Raw genomic sequence first — 16,637 nt, forward strand, 5'->3', positions numbered from 1 at the left:
GAAGTGGAAACACGCAAAATTGAAACGCTTTAGGTACAAAAAAGACAAAGCCTGTGGCAGGGGCAACACCTGCAGGCGGCAACAGAAAGGAGGCGGCCGCTATGTCAAACTGGAGCGGAATCCGGAACAAATTGGAGAATGACTACCTGTGCCCGGCGCTCCGGGGCCACATCCAGTATTTTGCCACCAGTTACAGCAAAAGCGCTGACCATGAGGGCCGGGCAGCCATTCGCATGGACGGTGTGGAAGTGTTGCGGAGCAACTACTTCACCTATTTTGAGAATGTGTGGACGAAATTTCATCACCTGCGGTCCACAACGCTGAAAGATTGCGACTCCGCAAAAGAGGCCATCAACCAGGCTCATGCCTTTGCGCTGGAGCAGGGCACCTTTGACCAAAAGGTGTTCTATGAGGCGTTTGGTATCTTTGACAACCAGAGCATTGAGAAAAGCCTTGTCAGCGAGAATCCTCTTGTCCGCATCTTTGCCCTCCTGGACCGCAGGCTGGGAAAGCGCCGCCTGCTGGCTTTGGAGGAATCCATGGAGCAGGAGCTGGACTGGGTGCGGGCTTTCTATGTGATCCGGATGCAGGCAGAAGGGCTGATGGAAAAAGAATAACATTTCAGGAGGAATTGCCATGTCACAGATCGCATCCTTTTATCTTCTCAAAGACGGCCAGCGGCAGGAACTGTCGGGCGGCGACTGCTCCGGCGCGGTCTATATGGCCATCTGGGACTGGTGTGAGAGCGAACTGGATCTGGATGTCCGTTTTCCTGCTCCCCAGACGGAGGACACCCTGGACTGTGCTCTGCTGGAGGGAGAGTTAGCGTCTAAACTGCTGGCAGTTCTGCGGGAGCAGGACCTCCCGGAGCTGGCCGCTGAAATTGCCCCAGACTGGGATCTGCCCGCTGAGACGGTGCAAAGCGGGCTTGAAACGCTGCGCTCCCATCTGGAACTGGTGCGGGGCAATACAGCCCTGCTGTATGAAATGACTTGACGGGACTATGCCCATGACAAGGATACGGGTTAAGAAACGGAGAGAAATACCATGGTGAGAGATGGACTTGTATTCAAAGATGAGGATGGTCAGGTCATATTCAACCAGTACAGCTTCTGTGAACTGGTGAAGCACCTGCTGGTGGAGCTGGTGGGGATCTCCTATGAGGAAGCCTCTCAGATAGTGGAACGCTCACCGCTGGCAGAGCCAGTGGCCGATGCCATGGGAGTGGCGATATTCAGCCATGACCTGCCTTATTACTGGGCTATGTCTTTCTACTATGGGAACGGTTACTGGTGGGAAAAGGGTATTCCAGCGCAGCCAGAGGATATGGATGCCTATGAAGCTTTGGAAAATAAGATCATGGAGAAATACCACTTAAAGGAGCCGTTTATATGGACATGAGAGAGGTGTTCACCATCGACGGCCGCCGCTTTTCCAGCATGGCCGGTTTTTATGACGAGGTGGAGCGGGTATTTACCTTCGGTTTGGACCGGAAGATCGGTCGGAACCTGAACGCTTTCAACGATATTCTCCGGGGCGGTTTCGGGCGGCATGAGTATGGACAGCCCATCCACATCCAGTGGTTGGCCTATGAAAAAAGCGTCCGTAATCTCGGAAAAGAGAATATGGGCACCATTGTGGAAATCATTTTGGATACAGACCATTCCGGGCACGACTGTACCCTGGAACGGCTTTGATCAAGCAGAAAAGGAGGCATCACGATGGGACTTGACATCTACGCCGGAACACTGACACGGTACTATTCTCACAACTGGAAAACTGTTGTTCAGCAGTGGGCGGAAGAAAATGGATGGGGCTTTCAAAAAATCACGCCGGATGGAGAAACTGCTGATAACGAGGAAGAAATGTCCCCGGCTGAGGTCCAGGCGGCAGTGGAGAACTGGCGGGATCAGATCTTGAGCGCCATTTCTCAGCCGGGCCAGCCCCCCTATACTCCCTGGCCGGAGGATAATGAGAAGCCCTATTACACCGACAAGCCGGATTGGGACGCCTTTGGCGCTATGCTGCTGGTAGCAGCCTGCCATACATACGATGAGCCGGTGCCCCCCACCGTGGAGAAGGACTGGAACTTCGGGGAGCATCCTCTGGTCGCCCGCCTTGGATCGGATGAGGAGCAGGTGTGGTCCCTGCTGCGTGGGGCTACCTGGTGGCTGCCTCTGCCGGATTCCTTCTTATTTCAGGCGCCTCTGCCCACCGATGATCAGGCGATGATCGCCACCCTGGGCGGACTGCGGAAGGAACTGGAGAAGCTGAACCAGCTGGTGTGGCAGGCCGATGAGGATACCATCCTTGATTGGGCGGATACGGAAGGATACCCGGTAGACGGAACTATAGATGCAGACGGGCAGTACAGCAAGGCGGACATCCAGGAACACACTCAGTATGACACTCAATCCCTGGCCAAGTTCGCCTTCTCCATGTTCTGGCGGGCCATGCGGTTTGCCGAGGAACAGCAGGTGCCCATCTTGCTTGACTACTAAGGAGGACTTTTATGGGATACGATGTAAGTTTTCACCCGATCTCGCCAGACGAAATACAGGTGCGACAAGTTCAAGGGCAAAGGCTTTGACGCCTTCCTGATGAGCCAGATGTGGGACTGCCAGGAGGACCGGGAGCGGATTTTCCGGGAGTGTCGGTATCAGGTCGTGGCCACGGATATGCTGGCTGCGGCGCTTCCGGCGCTGGAGCGGGCCAACCTGGACGCCAACTTCGTGGAGGCCCTGGCGGAGCTATACCCCACCTGTGAGGCGTTCTATTTCCAGAACTGCGGCAAGCTGTTTCTGGCAGAGGATGTGCGCTCCCATCAGATTGAGGGCCCGGATCGGTTCATCCGCTTTGGCGTCAATGTCCGATTCTTCAACATTGAGGGTACGGAGGATATGCTCATCGACACGGTGGGCATGAGCACCCTGTTCCTGCCAGACCTCCAGTATCACTTCCACGATATGGACCCCAACTGGGTGGTGAATCACGCCTACAATGTTGCGTCGTACATTCTGGCAAATGACAACCCCATTGAGGACGGGGAGACGGTGGATGGTGTGGAGGATGGCCAGATGAGCCGGAATGTCCAGTGGAAATGCCGGTATGAGGACGCCCTGATCCAGCCGCCCAGAGCGGTGCTGGACATCAACATGGGAAGATATGCAGCAGGTCAAAGATAATTTAGGCCTGATCAATCACCAATAATAAAAAAGGAAATGGAGGGAATTCAAAAGAATCCTTCCATTTCCTTACCTATACCTATGGATTGCATCTCTTGCAGGAATCATAACCTTGGGCGATAAGATCCTCTCTCGAACCACTGTACTCCTGCCTGTTGGACTCTTTAATATCGTCGGCGCTGGAGCAGGACGGGAGATGGAACTTCTTTGTATTGGTATTGAGCACATAGTCAGATTGTACGGTGCCAGTGCCCGATGTTTCAGGCTCCTCAGGCTGCTGCGAGGTAACGGGCGCGCTGGGCTCCTCAGAAATAGCGGAGCCGCCGGAGGTGAGGTAGCTGTCCCCAGTAGCATAGTCGATGGTGACACCGGGTTGGACATTGTAAGCGTAAACGCAGAAAAGGATGTCTTCTCCGCTGTCCTCGACCGAATATCCCTCCATCAGCACGCCGCTGGCCAGCAAGTTACTCCCCTCAAAAATGGGAGTTACCCGGTAGAGCACGTGGTTGTCCGTCTCCTGCACGTAGTCCGCCACCATATTCTCAAAGGGGAGCATCCCTTCAATGTTCAAATACCGAGTACCGGTGATCAGGTTTTCTTCGTTGGCATTCTCACCGGTAAGCTGGTAGCCGAGCAGATGACAGCGGTTATAGAGGTACTTTCCATCCACACAGTCGTACTTGACCGTATGCCAGCCGGTAGGCTTGACTTGGCCGATACTCCCGCGATCTTCGGTGGGCATGATGTCCTGCCCTGCGCAGGCATAGGCGACACCGCAGCGCCCCAAAGAGTCGAGGGAGCTGTAGCTTTCAAAAGATGTGGTGGTGAGGTCATCAGCCGTGAAGTAGGGGACATTTCCGTTGACTGCGACATAGGCCGATCCGGAGTAGGCAGGAACTGAGCTCAGCGTGAATGTCACCCCAGAAGGTTCCAACTCATGTCCAGAGGCCGACGCAGAGGAGTCCGTCTCCTGCTCACTGCCATCAGGCCCCTGAGGTTGATCTTCAGGATCACTCTCCGTGTCATCAGGCTCCACATCTTGCCCGGAGTCAGGAGTCTCAACTGTCGTACTCTGGCTGGGCTCAGCCGAAACATCCGGCTGGGAAGTTGTCTCTATGCCGCAGCCGGCCAAGAGTGATACGGCCAGAAGGAATGCCAGGATAGATACCGTCCACTTCTTTTTCATCTTTTATAAACCTCCATTGTGATTTTTTCGTGAGAATTGCCTGGAAATTCCACCGTCCGTTCCAAACTCCACTGCGTCAGATCGATTGGGAAGGTCAGGTCTGCGGGGTAGACACGGTTCCAGCGGAATACTGTTATTTCTTCGATCTGTCGCTCGTAAGGGGTGACATCCTCCAGCTCCACAAAGCAGAAGTCATCCTCCCCGGCCCGTGAAAGGTAATCTTCACTCGGTTCGAAGTCGCCAGAAGTAAACAGCTTCGCGGAATAGGGGGAGAGGCGGAGAACACTCCCTTTCGCCAGTTCTTCGATTGTTTCTGTTACAATGCGGTCACGGCTCTGCCGCCTGTGATTGAAGGCCATGCCGTTCTTATCGTCCAAGCAAACGATCAGCCTCATTTTCATCACGCTCCAATCCTTTTCTCTATATTCAGGGTACGGTACAAACTATAAAAAAACGCTGCCCCAATTTCAGGACAGCGTAAACATTGTATCGTATTGGTCTTGGAGTCGGAATGCGATCAGCCCGTGGTGGTCGATCTTCCTGGACAGCTTCTGCAAGATTACCGAATGGAAGGGCACTCCGCGTCTGATTAGGAACTCCCCCCGCCTTCGGTACCACAGTATGTAAGCCCATTGAATTTCGATCCGGGCTGCGATCCATATCCGCTGTATCTGTTTCATATGCCATCCTCCATCATTCTAACAGAAAGAATGTCTTTCTACAAGTAAGATATTATCACAGATGCAAAGTCGAATTAAATCGAAACCTGCTGAAAAACAAAAAACACCCCGCATCGTTGAAACACGATGCAGGGTGGATTTACTTGGGCTGCTTAACAGCGTCCTCGATCATAACATCGAAGATCCGCTTAATCCTTTTCCGCTCATGGGGAGATAGCGCGGCAAGCTGCTCGGAGATCTCTGTGCTGATAATTGCGGAGGAGACTGTCAGTACATCTACCAGTAATGTATTGGCATCTACTTCAAGTGCATTTGCGATCTCGATGAATGTCTCCAGCTTCGGTACCTTAGCCCCGCATTCGATGTTGCTGAGATATTTAGGGGTAATGTCTACCTCCTGCGCCAATTCCGCCTGGGTCAGTCGGCGAACTTTCCGAGCCGCCTTGATGCGTGCTCCAACTTTGACTGCGTCCACTTGTCCACCCCCTAACAGATAGAGTTTCTGCCTATTAGGAGTATAAAATGTAATGGCCGTCAATCAAATCCACCACTTGTTAGACCATCTTTCTATTTGAAAGACTTTCGTTAAAATCCTGATCATTTGGGGAAATGGCGGTTGAGCTTCACAAAGAAAAAGGAGCCCGGGACAGGCGAACCTGCCCCGGACTCCTTTGCGCTGTGATCGAGTAGACGATCACTTGGAACTGCCGTATTTCTTCTTCCATACGGCATGACACCTTTTACAGGCAACGCTTGGCCGCGCTGAAACCTCGTCTTCACTGACATCCGTCTCGTAGTAGTCGGTATCTTGCTGGTACCGGCCGCACAAGGACTGCCCATTTATGAAGCAGTGGCACTTTGCCGTCATGTGGACGGTGCTATCTCTATCAGATATCGGCACTTGCCAGACGGGTTGTCCGCTATCCATTGGAAACTTGCTCATAGGCACCTCGCTTTGTACCTTTCCCTCTATGCTGATGTTGGGAGGGAGCTGCCGCCATGCATCAAGGCGTCGAATTTCTGACGGTCGATCGCATGGCACTTACCCTCGCGGATATGGAAGTAGAGGCGGATCGCCCGGACTACCACTTCACAGGAGTAGACATAGAACAGGGGCAGATTCTGCAGGAGCTGTTCATCACCGAACTTGTCCATCGCCTCCATAAAATCTTTCCAGTACTGGTTGGAGTCACCAAAGTAGGGATCATCATCACCCTGCTTCTCCGACCGGCCAATATTGTCCTGGTTGAAGTATCTGGTGAAGAAGTCGATGACATACTTATAGGGCTTCTCAGCTTCAGGTGTCTGGAGGAAGAGCGGCAATGCATTGAGGAACAGGATCGCTTCACGCAGCACTTGGAGCCGGTAATGGAGCTCATCGTAGAGCCAAAAGAACCGATTGCCCTCCTGCTGGTAGCCGCGCTCCAGGGCCAGCTGGTAGCGCGGGAAATAGGCGGAGTGGATCTGATGCAGCAAGTCAATCCCATAGAGATCCATCACCACACACTCCTCCAGTCCGGCCGGCTGGCCAATTCCTCGAACACACGTCTTCTCTCGTCTGCCTCATCTTCTTCTCCTTCATCGGGGAAGTCGGAGACGTCCAGGTCATAGACATCAAGATCCACATCAGCATTGGCAATGACAGACTGCACCAAGCCACCATGCACTTTGACGGCGACTCCAACTGCCAGATCCTGTTCTTCGATCCGCCAACGCTCAATATCCATACCGTCCAGTACCGCTGCATTATCGTGGTTATACTCCCAGCAGTGGTCGTCATACATCTCCTTATCAAGGCCAAATTCCCATGACTTAAGCGCATCTTCCCAGCATTTCCGCATGCTCGCCTCAGCCAGATCTCTATTGAGAAACAGGCTCACATGGCTTCCCCATGCAGATTCCGTGTCCTGCTCATGGATCAAGACATATATCTTCATGCAAATGACCTCCTATCTGTTGAATCATCTTCTTCGGGCAACTCCTCGCCAGGCATGAAGCCAAAAGTCGCCTGAAACAGTTCCATGTACCTTTTCAAAGCTTCGCTGATCAGAGGTGCCTTCATGGAGGCGAGCGACCAGAAAATTATCTCCTCCTCCGGTACGCAGGCGGGTCCGGCGATGAACCGGCTACCATTGTATCGAGGATTCGGTTCAGACTGGATCTCTTTGAGCGCCTGGACGGTCTTGGCATCCTTGATCAGCTGCAACCGCTTTTCAAATACCGTATGCACAAGGTCATTGCGGATGCCGTGCTCTCTGTATGCAGAAACGCGGTTAAGGGTATCTGTAAGTGCCTTTTCCCTTTCCCGTAGCACGGCCTTTGGCAGATCGCCATTTTCATCGACAGCGAAAGCTGCTTCCGCTATTTCCATGACGGCGTCTATCGGTTCTCCCCAGCAATCAAAAGTTTTATCTCTCATGTTGGCAGGCATCCTTTCAAAGTGTGATGTTATCTTCACTGGCCACGAGATCCTTATAGGTCAAGTGGTTCGTGTTGGGCACCTCGGCATCCAAGCTGATGGTTTGGATTCTCCGTCTCCGTTTCTCATACTCGTGGCCGATCGCAGAGCGCATCGCATAGAAGGCAATGATTTCAAAGCTGTGTTTATGCAGCTCCGGCAGCGCGAACCAGCGTTTTACGCTCCGGCAGTATCGGAAAATCACTACGTCATACCACTCGTCGATCGGCAGGCGCCGCTTCCTCAGATACTTTGCGATGAGAAAGTGGTTCTCCTCTGCAAATTCCTGTTCTTCCTCTGTCAGCGGCGCGTTGAATCGATCGCGCCTCATCAGAGCGTCAACCTCCTTCCTGGTAAGATGAATAGGAGGGAGCGACACCTCGTGTCACTCCCTCCAAACCGCTTTTCATAGTGAACTGATTGCTTCCTCAGAAGTGGTAGTCCAGCACATTCCCGAAGTAATAGATCACGCCGGTATCTGCGTTTCTAAGCCATTCGGACAGGGGCTCCAGTGTATCGTCCTCATAGATGTAATAGCCGAATTTAGCCTCGTAGGCTTCATCCAGCTCGTACATGAGAAGGGACATCGGTTTATTCTCCGGACCACTCTCTTTGCCGATAAAGGCATCCAGAGAGAGTGTGGTCATCTGAGCGCAGAGCTCGCGGAATCGCTTATAGCCCGGCTTAAAATAATGCTCCTTCCCGCCTTCAGCGATCTGGAACGAGAACTGGTCTGGGCCTTTAACAAAGATGTTCTTAAAAGACCCCATCAAGTACTTCAGCTCCTCAGCCCTGTCTTCCACATCGTCAACATAGTCGGCGACACCGTTGTCGCATAAACGGTCCGAGACATCGGCCGGCTGGATATAGTCGCTTGGAGCGATTTCGGTCGTACTGACTTGAAAAATTCTGCTGTGCATAATCAATTCCTCTTCAATTTAAGAATTATTTGATATTGTTTTCCGTAAAATGGCTCAAAAACCATTCCAAATCTGCTGCCCGTGATAGTCGAAATATTCCGCATCATTGCAATCCGCAGGACATAGATCCACAAGCCTTTTGCGACTCCGAGAAATGAATAGGTCGGAATCCATAGGCGGCTTGGGCGTCTTATCACGCAGCAGTTCATCTATATGGACCACGTGCGCGAATTGCTCTGGTTCGTTCTCTTTCAAGAATTGGAAGAAGTAATTGCGATGATATGGACAGAAGGTGCAGGCGCTCGCTCTGGTGGAAAGTCCCCAAACATCCTTGATGTATGCGTAATTGTCCGCACGTTTTAATCCCATCTCGACCAGTGGAAATTTATTGATAAACAGCGGATTGGGGTTCTCCTTGCATCTTCGTGTCTCTTCGGCGCCGAACCCCATATGCATTTCATGCCCTTTCAGATCCGCCTCGCGAAGCCGTTGATACTTCCGATATCCAAGCAGATGCCATCGGACGTACTTTGCTATTACATTGACTTTGTAATCAATCGTACAATTGCGCGGCATGGTGCTCTTGTGCCCATCCTCCTTAAGTGTCCACCAAGGTATGCTAATTGCCCGCCTCTCACCAAAATTTTTAATGAAATCCTGGTAGAGCGGCGACTTCAGCACAACGAGGGGCACGCCGCATGATTCTCCGCAACGCTGTAGGAATTGCACCTGCTTCAGGACCCATGAGGGTTCCAAGCCCAAATCGCAGTATACGGAGACATCGTAGATTGGGACCAGCGGCCAGACTGCCGGCTTGCCCTTCTTCTTGGCAAGCGCGTTCTGACAGGACATGAGAAACAACGCCGAGGACTGCATTCCAGCACCGCATGAGAGGATCTTCAACGAATACACCTCCCATTTACAGCTACTAATGCCTTTGGAGATATCTTTGGTATCTTTCTAAGCACTACAAATCACCCCTTCTGTATCAACAATAGGATGGGGACACTGCTATGCAGTGCCCCCATCGAAACCGCTTATTGGAACTGGCTTCTCTGTGAGAAGCTCAGACGTCCACAATCATCTGCACTTCAGCAACCGTCACAGTCGTCGCAGTCACGGAATTGCAGTACTCCATTTTCATCAAGGTAAACGCATTTGCTTTCTCCCCAACACTTTGTGTAAATATCCAGGGCGTCTTTATCCCGCTCGAAACATTCCACGTTCTCACCGCCATCGAATAGGATGCGGTGCCCGGTGTTAGAGCCAATGTCCTCGTCTGCCCACCAGTGTTCGATCCTGAGGGCCGGATACAGTTCGCCCAGCTTCTGCACGATTGGAGCAGGATTTGACCACGCCGTATCAAACTGGATGGTATCGCGATCGAGAATGACCGTTTCACCGGCATTCCATTTTGTGCCCCAGTTTCTGATGCTCCACCCATACCAGGTAGCTGCTCCGTACTTCTCATAATTGGAGACATACTGACGGCCATCCGCATAGGCTTTGTCTTTCTCCGTATCAGATGCATCATTCATCCATTCGGACACCCTGCGGAACACTTCTTCCGGCCACTTGCTGGAAAAATGATTTCCTACCAGGGCGCTGACGACTCTCAGCTTCTTATCATCGAGTTCCTGCAGCTGAATGCTGCACCGCTCCGTCAGGTAATACATGACACACCGCTCCGTCTTAGAGCCTTCCTCCATCATCAACTCAGCGGGCATGGGGATCAGTAAATTGAAGTCAAAGTACTTCTCTCCCTGCGCCACATTGAACAGCGGAAGTTCCGCAATCCCCTCCATTTTCAGGATGTTTCTCACATAGTTCGGCATAATTTTATTCCTCCATCATCTAGAATTTGAAAAATAGAGGGGAGTGATGCCCTTGGCATCGCTCCCCCTCAAACACGCAATTACACTAGCTATTCGCCTGAGCAGCTTGTTCTTGAGCCATGATCTGGCGAGCTTCCCGGATCTGTTTCGGACCATTGGTCAGCTCCCAGGTCTCAATGAAGCGGCAGGTCTTGACCATCAGGCAGAAGAAGTCATAGTCGTTGATATTCACGAAGACCATGTTGCCCTTGACGTAAGAGCCTTTCTTCATGTGGATACCCCCGGTCTGTGTGCTCTCCTTCGCGCCACGGCCATTTTCCACCATAATGCACCAGGGATAATTCCTCGGCCGGCCATCCTTATCAACAGAGGCACGCTTGATGGAGACCTTCGTGACGAAGCTCAGGCCTTTGACATCCGGCTCACCGAAGATCTTCTCCTCCGAGAATTCGAACTGCTCCACGCCGATCTTCACACGGCTGAGCGCGTAGGTGAAAAACTCCGGAGACAGATTGGCCATGACCCGGATCGTATTCTCCCCAGTCCCTTTGGAATAGTCCTGGAGGATCATGCCGATACAGGAGCGCGGCCGGCTGCCGTCATTCAGCTTCTCACCCTGCGCGTGGATATGTCCGTAGTATTCGACCGGAGCGGCCTTCAGCTTATCGTTGAACTCCACAAGCTTCTTGTTGGTCTTATAGACCGCGATCTGATTTTGAATTCGATACTGGCTCATTATTGATCCCTCCTTGGCATTAGTACCATTCCCAATAGAACAGGGCACTGGTTTCACTCGGCTCCTCTTCGGGAAGCTCTTGAGGGAAATAGGAGTTGAATTCCAGGATGGTCTCCAAGTCCAGGATGTAGTAGCCTGTGTTCTCGATTCCGTACTCGTGCTTCTCCATAAAGAAGTCCTCGATTTCGTAGTCCTTGCGCCAGTATGCGACCCGCTCTTTCCGGAAAGCGTTGTGTACTTCAACCCGGTTTACCAGGTGCTTCTCCCGCATTTCTGCGCCGCTGATCTCCTGACGGTGATAGGAGCCGTCGGGACGCCGCTCAGACACGGTAATCGTCCCGTCGCTGCACTGTGCAACGACATCTGCATCTTCGCCAAAGCCATAGGCTTCCCGAATGCTCTGCAGATTGATATAGGGAGCATCGATCCGCACCTTCACGCAGTAGGGTTTCAGCTCGCGGAAAATGGGCTCATCCTGATATTTAGCCAGATAGGCTGACAGACCCAGCGCTTTGATTTCATCCAAGGAGTAAACTCTGTCCTCCAGGCCCTCAGGCTTGGTAACACGAAAAACATAACTGTCCAGTCCCATAATTGAAATACCTCCGTTTTGTTGCTTAATCAAATCGATTGATGTTAGCGTTGATGAATTGGATCGCGTAGTAGCAGATCAGGTTCACGAGCGTACCCATCCGAATGAATGCCTCTTTGCTTTCGGACAGAGTCTTGAGGGTGTAAACACTTAGCTTTACAGGGCTGTGAAAACTGCGATGATCAGGCAGCCACACACCGTAGAATTCGATTTCGCCGTAGATGCCTTCACTGGTGCCATACTCCGTGTGCCCGATCACATTGAAAGAGCACAGCCTCACCTCGTCAAGGCTATTCAAGAAATCGACTTGGTGGTAGTCCAGGACGCACTCCTTCTCCGCCTCTTGGAACAGCGGATCTTCCTGCGCCTTCTTGGCTGCCGCTTCCATAATCTCCGTGACCCGCAAATACTTCTTCTGGTTATCCAAAATACTGTCCCTCCTTAAAATCAAGTTTCCAATGGTTTCGCCTGACTCTCACTGGAGTCGATCATCTTTGCGAGCTCCTTCAGCCGACGCAGTTGCCAGATCGGGGAATACCACTTCGGCGTGTACCACAGCTCTCCGCCCTCGCCAATTGTGGGGAACAGTTCCGTTCCACCAAGAGGGTTCGTGAGCGAATTCCCTATGGCCACATACCCGGCGTAGCCCAGGATGGATAGCTGGATATAGCACATGAGAGCCACTACCTGATCCAAATCCTGACCAACGAACAGCATATCCTGCCGGCAACTGCGATCCTTATGTGTGGCATTGTAGGCCGTAGCAGCGGCCAGGAGCATACATCCGGCACCGCAACAGGTGTCCAGTGTACTCGCATAGCCCTTTTTTGCTATGAGATCATCGTCTTGCCCCATTGTCATCATTGCCATCATGTAAGCGACGTCCCAGGGAGTAAAGAATTGCCCTCTCCAAGAGTTTCCAAAATCGAGCGACATATAAAGCCTACCCAGGAAGTCCTGGTTTGGGTCCGCCTGAAGGGCACTCGCAGTTATCTCCAGCAGTTTGCCAAACCGCTCCAGCTCGCCATCGCTGTACCTGTCAGATACGTTGGAAACCCACTTGAGTCTCTGCTCGACCCGCTCTTTATCCACGCAATCAAACTGAACGGCTATGGAGCAGGCAGATAAGGTGACGAAATCACTCCAGACCTTCCATGGCTCATGACGGTTGGTCAATTGGCGGAAGGTTGTGACAAAGGCTTTTGCGTCTGGGGTATCAAAAGGGATCTTTTCCTTCATGTTGTACCTCCGCTCAATCCAGGCACAGGTACTCGCCGGCCTTCCCGGCTTCAATGATCCAAAGCTGACGGACCATGTCGAAATTGCCGATCTTTACCGGCTCCTTCCTTTTCCGACGCGGGACGAACAGAAGGTCTCCACCTGCTGTCAGTTCCAAAGAGCCCTTCACGCCTCTGAAGGTACCAAGGCGGCCGTGCAGCTCGCGCTTTGCCCGTTCGATGGCGGCTTGGTACCGCTCTTTGTTGTATCGAAGATGGTGAAGCACATTCACATGAAGGTTCGGGCTGTCACCACACAGTTCCTCCAGAAGCATCAGGAGATCAGCAAATGCCTGCTCCTGCCTCTGTGGGGCCTGGTGATCATTTGCATCCAGCGTGATGTAGGAGTAGTCCCTTCCACTCAGCGGAGGAGTCAGGTCCTGGCACCAGAAAAAGAAATCCCAATCTTGCCCTTCATAGGCAAGCTCGTCGCTATCCTCATACTGATAGCAGGGGAATCGGAACGAGATCTCATCCATCAGCGCCTTCATCTTCGCATTGCGGGCCAGCACCTGCTCATTCCGGATCTGCTCCTGTTCTTCGGGAGATTTCCCCTTGAGGAGGAGTGCTTCTTCCTGCAGGTCAGATTGCGTGAATTGATAGTTCAGCGTGACACCGCCGATCCCATCCACTGCCAATCCCTTATCGATCCAGAGTTGCCAGTCAACCGGCTGTATCCTCCAGTCGTGTGTGATTTTCACGGTTTCGCCACCTCCCCCTTTGCGCCATGCCGGCGCAGGCAGTGAAGATAGTTCTCCGTAGGTTCCCAGTCGCTCATGACGACCACATACGCCTCGCCAGGGTAATCATCACAGAGGAAGTCACCCTCTCCGGCGTAGGTGCAGTGATCGCACATACCGGGGTCACACAGTTTGGGCACCGGCCGCCGTTTCATTCTCTTCTTTTTTCTCAAAATCAGAACCTCCTTTGTCCGCCGCCCAATGGGACGGCAAATGATCTATATATGACAGGAGGAGGGCCTGCCGGCTCTCCTCCAACGTCATAACCACTTATTTCGGCAAATTCCGCGTGATCAGCTGCGTGAGCATGATGGGCAACTGATTGAGGTCGGTGATGTCCAGATAGCCGGCGCCATAGATGCGCTCGATCTGTTCCCGATCTGACCCAATTGCTGCCGCGAAGATCTCGACTCCACGCCGGCTGTACTCCAGTTTGATCCCGCGCAGGTCCGCCTCCGCTGCGGAACCGCTATACCCGTCGTCGTTCGGCTGGCCATCTGAAATGATGAACAGCATCTTGACCTCCGCCGGGTACTTGCAGAGTTTCTCAGCAACGAAGCGGAGCGCGGCGCCATCCCGGTTACAATAGCGCGGGCTCATGTCCATCAGCCGGTAGCGGTCTTTCCGATCCACCGACCCGAACTCAGCATAGGAGAACAGCTCCACATGGGAGCTGGACGCCGTATGGCCCATGATCATCACAGGTATCCCAAGCTTTTCGCAGAAATCCTGGACGACGATGGCTGTCGCCCTCGCCCTGGTGATCCGGTCATTGCCACACATACTGCCGCTCTCGTCAACCAAAAGTGCCACAGCAAGGTTGATGGGCTCGGTCGGAAGCCTGGCATTGCAGAACACCCTGCCGTCGTTGCGGTAGAGCGCGTGCTGATTCAGCCGTTTCCCGACCAGGAGTCCGGTCTGTTTCCCGCCCTGGCGCTTATCACGCAGAGCGGCGCTGACACTTCGCTGGAGGCGTTTGGACAGCATGAGTAGCTGTGGGGATACCTCGTTATAGGCATTGATGAGCGACTGGTCCACCTGCGCCATCCGATGCACTGTCACGTGGATGTTCTTATGTGCATTCCCGTAGGAGATGCTGTCCGCCTCACGCTGGAGATCCTCAGACAACTCCTCCTCCATTGACGCATAGACCTGGGCCTCAGCCATATTTTCGAGCAGCCGTCGGATCTCCTCGGCCGCAAAGTCGTAGTCAGAGCCCTGGTACTGTCGATCCATCGTGATACCGCCGTCGCCCTCGCTCTCTATCCCAGAGGTCACATGGGCGGCGATCCGTGCGGTCTCCTCGGCGATCGCCCGGCTCAGCTGCTGCTTCAGCTCCTGGTCCTTCTCCTTGTCGGGGAGGAAGGAGCCATTGCAAGGCACTGGGACCATGCGGTCATTCCGATTTTCCGCCGCTTTAGGCAACTGACCCTGCAATGCTTCCTCAACTGCCTGGATGCCAGCATCACCATCTTCTCCAGTCTCCGACTGTGAAGGCTGGCTCCCGGTGCCATTCTGCTGGCTGTTGCCAGATTTGTTCGTCTGGCCGGCTCCAGCTTGCGCCTGCTGCTGGGCGGATTTCTGCTTATCGCGCAGGTCATCGAAACACCGCTGCATGACGGGCCAGAGGCCGATCAGGATGCGGCTTACCGTCTCACACCGGGATCTGGTATCGTCATCCCGGATACAGGCGTCCACAGCGGGAATGAATTCCAGGAGCAAGTCCATGAATTCACCCGTGTAGCCGGACAGGTTATTCACCTCGCCCGCCCTCACATACTCGATCAGAAGATTGAGCACGATGCTGTGGTCGTAGAATTTCCGATTGACCATCTCTGTGATGTCAGGCACCAGCTCGGAATACCGCAGGTTATTCAGGGCAATGCCCCGCGCAAGCCTGCCAGGGAACTCAAAGGACGTTCTGGCATCCACATAGCCGTCCTCCAGGATATTCTGCAGAGCGGCCACAGTCTTCAAGATCACCGACCTCGGAACCGGATCGCTCTCATCCTGCACTGCGGCCAGGATCTCAGAGGCATAGAGCTTCTGAGTCCCATCCAGGCCGGAAGGCATTGACGGGTAAAATCGGCCCTTGGCCAGGTCATGCTCATAGGCTTCCCAGATCCTGCCGTCGGTGTAGAGGTTGTGGCCGAGCTCATGCCCGTCCAGACCCTCCAGACTGACCGACTTCAATTCCCGGGACGGCATACTCTGTGTAATGAGGTTACACACATTGATGTAGATGCCGGAGTAGTCGGTATAGGCGACCGTCTGATCCGTCTCGTCTGCAAATAGATTGACGCGGATCGGCCGGTGGTACCGCTTCGTAGCCGACTCAGTGATATCCGCCAGGTAGCCTCGATAGGCCCTTGATGTGAAGAACTCCTTATCGTCAATCTTGCTCATGCGATCCAAAATCTTCTTCCGGACCTCACGGTGAGATGCACGCATAGTTCATGCACCTCCGTCAAGCAATGACCCGTTCTTCCACTTTGGCCAGGCCAAGCAGGGCGCCTTCCAGTTCCTGAGCCACCTCGCTTGCCGTGGCATTGGGATAGTACCAGTACAGGCAGGCGTCATGCCCGTCGATGCGGACGATCAGCGGGATCTTGCAGCAGCGGGGATAGGTCATGGGTTCGACCGTGGCCTCGACCGGAGCCGAAGACAACAGGACTTCGAGCACATCGCTCACATACTGGGCTGCCGCTTCAGGCTGAATGGACTCGCCCTTCGGCCGCTCATCTTCCAGGCACGCCACCGCGACCGCGACCGCGCATTTGAAACCAGTCAATTCATCGTACATCATTACAAATAGCACCTCATTTCAAGTTTTGTGTTTGGAGTTGGACTCAGACGAGCTGGAATCCTCTGTGGCAGAAGCCCGTCACATCGGATAAGTAGTCTGAGATCTCATCCTCGTCCTCCATGCCGTCAGGGATCTGGATCTCCGCCGGCAATCCCTCCAATTCATCAGGCTCGTCTACATCCCACTGGATGTGAATAGCTTTCATAACGCTCCCCCCTAAAG

Annotated in this window: 24 protein-coding genes and 1 pseudogene; 6 read left to right on the top strand and 19 right to left on the bottom strand. The window is 53.2% G+C overall.

Features of this window, described 5'->3' with window-relative positions; genetic code table 11:
• Nucleotides 1-101 precede the first annotated feature (101 nt).
• The 6 genes and pseudogenes from H9X91_RS01755 to H9X91_RS01780 all read left to right on the top strand — a co-directional run.
• Nucleotides 102-617, top strand: coding sequence for an SF0329 family protein (locus H9X91_RS01755; RefSeq protein WP_204801885.1), 516 nt, complete (start codon nt 102-104; stop codon nt 615-617).
• A 19-nt stretch (nt 618-636) separates the two neighbouring features.
• Nucleotides 637-996, top strand: coding sequence for a hypothetical protein (locus tag H9X91_RS01760; protein WP_204801887.1), 360 nt, complete (start codon nt 637-639; stop codon nt 994-996).
• A 51-nt stretch (nt 997-1,047) separates the two neighbouring features.
• On the top strand, nt 1,048-1,401 hold the full coding sequence (locus tag H9X91_RS01765; RefSeq protein ID WP_204801889.1) for a hypothetical protein: 354 nt from the start codon (nt 1,048-1,050) through the stop codon (nt 1,399-1,401).
• Complete coding sequence (locus tag H9X91_RS01770; protein WP_204801891.1) at nt 1,392-1,697, top strand: barstar family protein; 306 nt, start codon at nt 1,392-1,394, stop codon at nt 1,695-1,697. Before H9X91_RS01765 ends, H9X91_RS01770 begins: the two co-directional genes overlap by 10 nt.
• Nucleotides 1,698-1,721: 24 nt before the next feature.
• Nucleotides 1,722-2,501, top strand: coding sequence for a hypothetical protein (locus H9X91_RS01775; protein ID WP_204801893.1), 780 nt, complete (start codon nt 1,722-1,724; stop codon nt 2,499-2,501).
• Nucleotides 2,502-2,558: 57 nt separating this feature from the next.
• Nucleotides 2,559-3,185: pseudogene (locus tag H9X91_RS01780) on the top strand (DUF4261 domain-containing protein); the annotation flags it as partial.
• Nucleotides 3,186-3,264: 79 nt separating this feature from the next.
• Here the strand turns inward: H9X91_RS01780 and H9X91_RS01785 are convergent.
• The 19 genes from H9X91_RS01785 to H9X91_RS01875 all read right to left on the bottom strand — a co-directional run bounded on the left by H9X91_RS01785 (nt 3,265) and on the right by H9X91_RS01875 (nt 16,620).
• Nucleotides 3,265-4,371: a DNA/RNA non-specific endonuclease gene (locus H9X91_RS01785; protein ID WP_204801895.1), complete on the bottom strand. Its 1,107-nt coding sequence runs from the start codon at nt 4,369-4,371 to the stop codon at nt 3,265-3,267.
• Complete coding sequence (locus H9X91_RS01790) at nt 4,368-4,766, bottom strand: ribonuclease Z (protein ID WP_204801898.1); 399 nt, start codon at nt 4,764-4,766, stop codon at nt 4,368-4,370. Before H9X91_RS01790 ends, H9X91_RS01785 begins: the two co-directional genes overlap by 4 nt.
• Nucleotides 4,767-5,190: 424 nt before the next feature.
• Complete coding sequence (locus tag H9X91_RS01795) at nt 5,191-5,526, bottom strand: helix-turn-helix domain-containing protein (protein WP_195607969.1); 336 nt, start codon at nt 5,524-5,526, stop codon at nt 5,191-5,193.
• Between the two features lie 494 nt (nt 5,527-6,020).
• On the bottom strand, nt 6,021-6,554 hold the full coding sequence (locus tag H9X91_RS01800; RefSeq protein ID WP_204801900.1) for a hypothetical protein: 534 nt from the start codon (nt 6,552-6,554) through the stop codon (nt 6,021-6,023).
• Nucleotides 6,548-6,988 (bottom strand): hypothetical protein, encoded by a 441-nt coding sequence (locus H9X91_RS01805; protein ID WP_204801902.1) that lies wholly within the window; start codon nt 6,986-6,988, stop codon nt 6,548-6,550. Before H9X91_RS01805 ends, H9X91_RS01800 begins: the two co-directional genes overlap by 7 nt.
• The gene (locus tag H9X91_RS01810) at nt 6,985-7,470 is read right to left on the bottom strand and encodes a hypothetical protein (protein WP_204801905.1); all 486 of its coding nucleotides are present in this window, start codon (nt 7,468-7,470) and stop codon (nt 6,985-6,987) included. The genes H9X91_RS01805 and H9X91_RS01810 overlap by 4 nt, the downstream gene beginning before the upstream one ends.
• Before the next feature lie 16 nt (nt 7,471-7,486).
• Nucleotides 7,487-7,840: a hypothetical protein gene (locus tag H9X91_RS01815; protein ID WP_204801907.1), complete on the bottom strand. Its 354-nt coding sequence runs from the start codon at nt 7,838-7,840 to the stop codon at nt 7,487-7,489.
• A 97-nt stretch (nt 7,841-7,937) separates the two neighbouring features.
• Nucleotides 7,938-8,429: a hypothetical protein gene (locus H9X91_RS01820; RefSeq protein ID WP_204801909.1), complete on the bottom strand. Its 492-nt coding sequence runs from the start codon at nt 8,427-8,429 to the stop codon at nt 7,938-7,940.
• 54 nt (nt 8,430-8,483) lie between these two features.
• The gene (locus H9X91_RS01825; RefSeq protein ID WP_243414378.1) at nt 8,484-9,332 is read right to left on the bottom strand and encodes a hypothetical protein; all 849 of its coding nucleotides are present in this window, start codon (nt 9,330-9,332) and stop codon (nt 8,484-8,486) included.
• A gap of 188 nt (nt 9,333-9,520) precedes the next feature.
• Entirely contained in the window at nt 9,521-10,264 is a 744-nt protein-coding gene (locus tag H9X91_RS01830; protein WP_204801911.1) for a DUF1281 family ferredoxin-like fold protein, read from the bottom strand.
• A gap of 85 nt (nt 10,265-10,349) precedes the next feature.
• The gene (locus H9X91_RS01835; protein ID WP_204801913.1) at nt 10,350-11,000 is read right to left on the bottom strand and encodes a hypothetical protein; all 651 of its coding nucleotides are present in this window, start codon (nt 10,998-11,000) and stop codon (nt 10,350-10,352) included.
• Between the two features lie 19 nt (nt 11,001-11,019).
• A complete protein-coding gene (locus H9X91_RS01840) occupies nt 11,020-11,592 on the bottom strand; it encodes a hypothetical protein (RefSeq protein WP_195607978.1) in 573 nt (190 codons plus the stop codon).
• A gap of 25 nt (nt 11,593-11,617) precedes the next feature.
• Nucleotides 11,618-12,019, bottom strand: a complete 402-nt coding sequence (locus tag H9X91_RS01845; RefSeq protein ID WP_204801915.1) for a hypothetical protein — start codon at nt 12,017-12,019, stop codon at nt 11,618-11,620.
• Nucleotides 12,020-12,039: 20 nt separating this feature from the next.
• Nucleotides 12,040-12,831: an N-6 DNA methylase gene (locus tag H9X91_RS01850; RefSeq protein WP_204801917.1), complete on the bottom strand. Its 792-nt coding sequence runs from the start codon at nt 12,829-12,831 to the stop codon at nt 12,040-12,042.
• A 13-nt stretch (nt 12,832-12,844) separates the two neighbouring features.
• The gene (locus tag H9X91_RS01855; protein WP_204801919.1) at nt 12,845-13,570 is read right to left on the bottom strand and encodes a hypothetical protein; all 726 of its coding nucleotides are present in this window, start codon (nt 13,568-13,570) and stop codon (nt 12,845-12,847) included.
• On the bottom strand, nt 13,567-13,782 hold the full coding sequence (locus tag H9X91_RS01860) for a hypothetical protein (protein ID WP_204801921.1): 216 nt from the start codon (nt 13,780-13,782) through the stop codon (nt 13,567-13,569). Before H9X91_RS01860 ends, H9X91_RS01855 begins: the two co-directional genes overlap by 4 nt.
• Nucleotides 13,783-13,879: 97 nt before the next feature.
• Nucleotides 13,880-16,015, bottom strand: coding sequence for a vWA domain-containing protein (locus H9X91_RS01865; protein WP_204801923.1), 2,136 nt, complete (start codon nt 16,013-16,015; stop codon nt 13,880-13,882).
• A 61-nt stretch (nt 16,016-16,076) separates the two neighbouring features.
• Nucleotides 16,077-16,415 (bottom strand): hypothetical protein, encoded by a 339-nt coding sequence (locus tag H9X91_RS01870; RefSeq protein ID WP_204801925.1) that lies wholly within the window; start codon nt 16,413-16,415, stop codon nt 16,077-16,079.
• A 43-nt stretch (nt 16,416-16,458) separates the two neighbouring features.
• The gene (locus H9X91_RS01875; protein WP_204801927.1) at nt 16,459-16,620 is read right to left on the bottom strand and encodes a hypothetical protein; all 162 of its coding nucleotides are present in this window, start codon (nt 16,618-16,620) and stop codon (nt 16,459-16,461) included.
• Nucleotides 16,621-16,637 lie beyond the last annotated feature (17 nt).

The organism is Oscillibacter valericigenes (assembly GCF_016902445.1).
In the GTDB taxonomy this organism is placed as follows: Bacteria; Bacillota; Clostridia; order Oscillospirales; family Oscillospiraceae; genus Oscillibacter; species Oscillibacter avistercoris.

Excerpts from the sequence above, each read along its gene's own strand:
- H9X91_RS01810 (WP_204801905.1), bottom strand. The coding sequence starts at position 7,470 with ATGAGAGATAAAACTTTTGATTGCTGGGGAGAACCGATAGACGCCGTC.
- H9X91_RS01755 (WP_204801885.1), top strand. The coding sequence starts at position 102 with ATGTCAAACTGGAGCGGAATCCGGAACAAATTGGAGAATGACTACCTG.
- H9X91_RS01875 (WP_204801927.1), bottom strand. The coding sequence starts at position 16,620 with ATGAAAGCTATTCACATCCAGTGGGATGTAGACGAGCCTGATGAATTG.
- H9X91_RS01760 (WP_204801887.1), top strand. The coding sequence starts at position 637 with ATGTCACAGATCGCATCCTTTTATCTTCTCAAAGACGGCCAGCGGCAG.
- H9X91_RS01765 (WP_204801889.1), top strand. The coding sequence starts at position 1,048 with ATGGTGAGAGATGGACTTGTATTCAAAGATGAGGATGGTCAGGTCATA.
- H9X91_RS01775 (WP_204801893.1), top strand. The coding sequence starts at position 1,722 with ATGGGACTTGACATCTACGCCGGAACACTGACACGGTACTATTCTCAC.
- H9X91_RS01785 (WP_204801895.1), bottom strand. The coding sequence starts at position 4,371 with ATGAAAAAGAAGTGGACGGTATCTATCCTGGCATTCCTTCTGGCCGTA.
- H9X91_RS01790 (WP_204801898.1), bottom strand. The coding sequence starts at position 4,766 with ATGAGGCTGATCGTTTGCTTGGACGATAAGAACGGCATGGCCTTCAAT.
- H9X91_RS01835 (WP_204801913.1), bottom strand. The coding sequence starts at position 11,000 with ATGAGCCAGTATCGAATTCAAAATCAGATCGCGGTCTATAAGACCAAC.
- H9X91_RS01830 (WP_204801911.1), bottom strand. The coding sequence starts at position 10,264 with ATGCCGAACTATGTGAGAAACATCCTGAAAATGGAGGGGATTGCGGAA.
- H9X91_RS01850 (WP_204801917.1), bottom strand. The coding sequence starts at position 12,831 with ATGAAGGAAAAGATCCCTTTTGATACCCCAGACGCAAAAGCCTTTGTC.
- H9X91_RS01815 (WP_204801907.1), bottom strand. The coding sequence starts at position 7,840 with ATGAGGCGCGATCGATTCAACGCGCCGCTGACAGAGGAAGAACAGGAA.
- H9X91_RS01870 (WP_204801925.1), bottom strand. The coding sequence starts at position 16,415 with ATGATGTACGATGAATTGACTGGTTTCAAATGCGCGGTCGCGGTCGCG.
- H9X91_RS01820 (WP_204801909.1), bottom strand. The coding sequence starts at position 8,429 with ATGCACAGCAGAATTTTTCAAGTCAGTACGACCGAAATCGCTCCAAGC.
- H9X91_RS01840 (WP_195607978.1), bottom strand. The coding sequence starts at position 11,592 with ATGGGACTGGACAGTTATGTTTTTCGTGTTACCAAGCCTGAGGGCCTG.
- H9X91_RS01805 (WP_204801902.1), bottom strand. The coding sequence starts at position 6,988 with ATGAAGATATATGTCTTGATCCATGAGCAGGACACGGAATCTGCATGG.
- H9X91_RS01865 (WP_204801923.1), bottom strand. The coding sequence starts at position 16,015 with ATGAGCAAGATTGACGATAAGGAGTTCTTCACATCAAGGGCCTATCGA.
- H9X91_RS01770 (WP_204801891.1), top strand. The coding sequence starts at position 1,392 with ATGGACATGAGAGAGGTGTTCACCATCGACGGCCGCCGCTTTTCCAGC.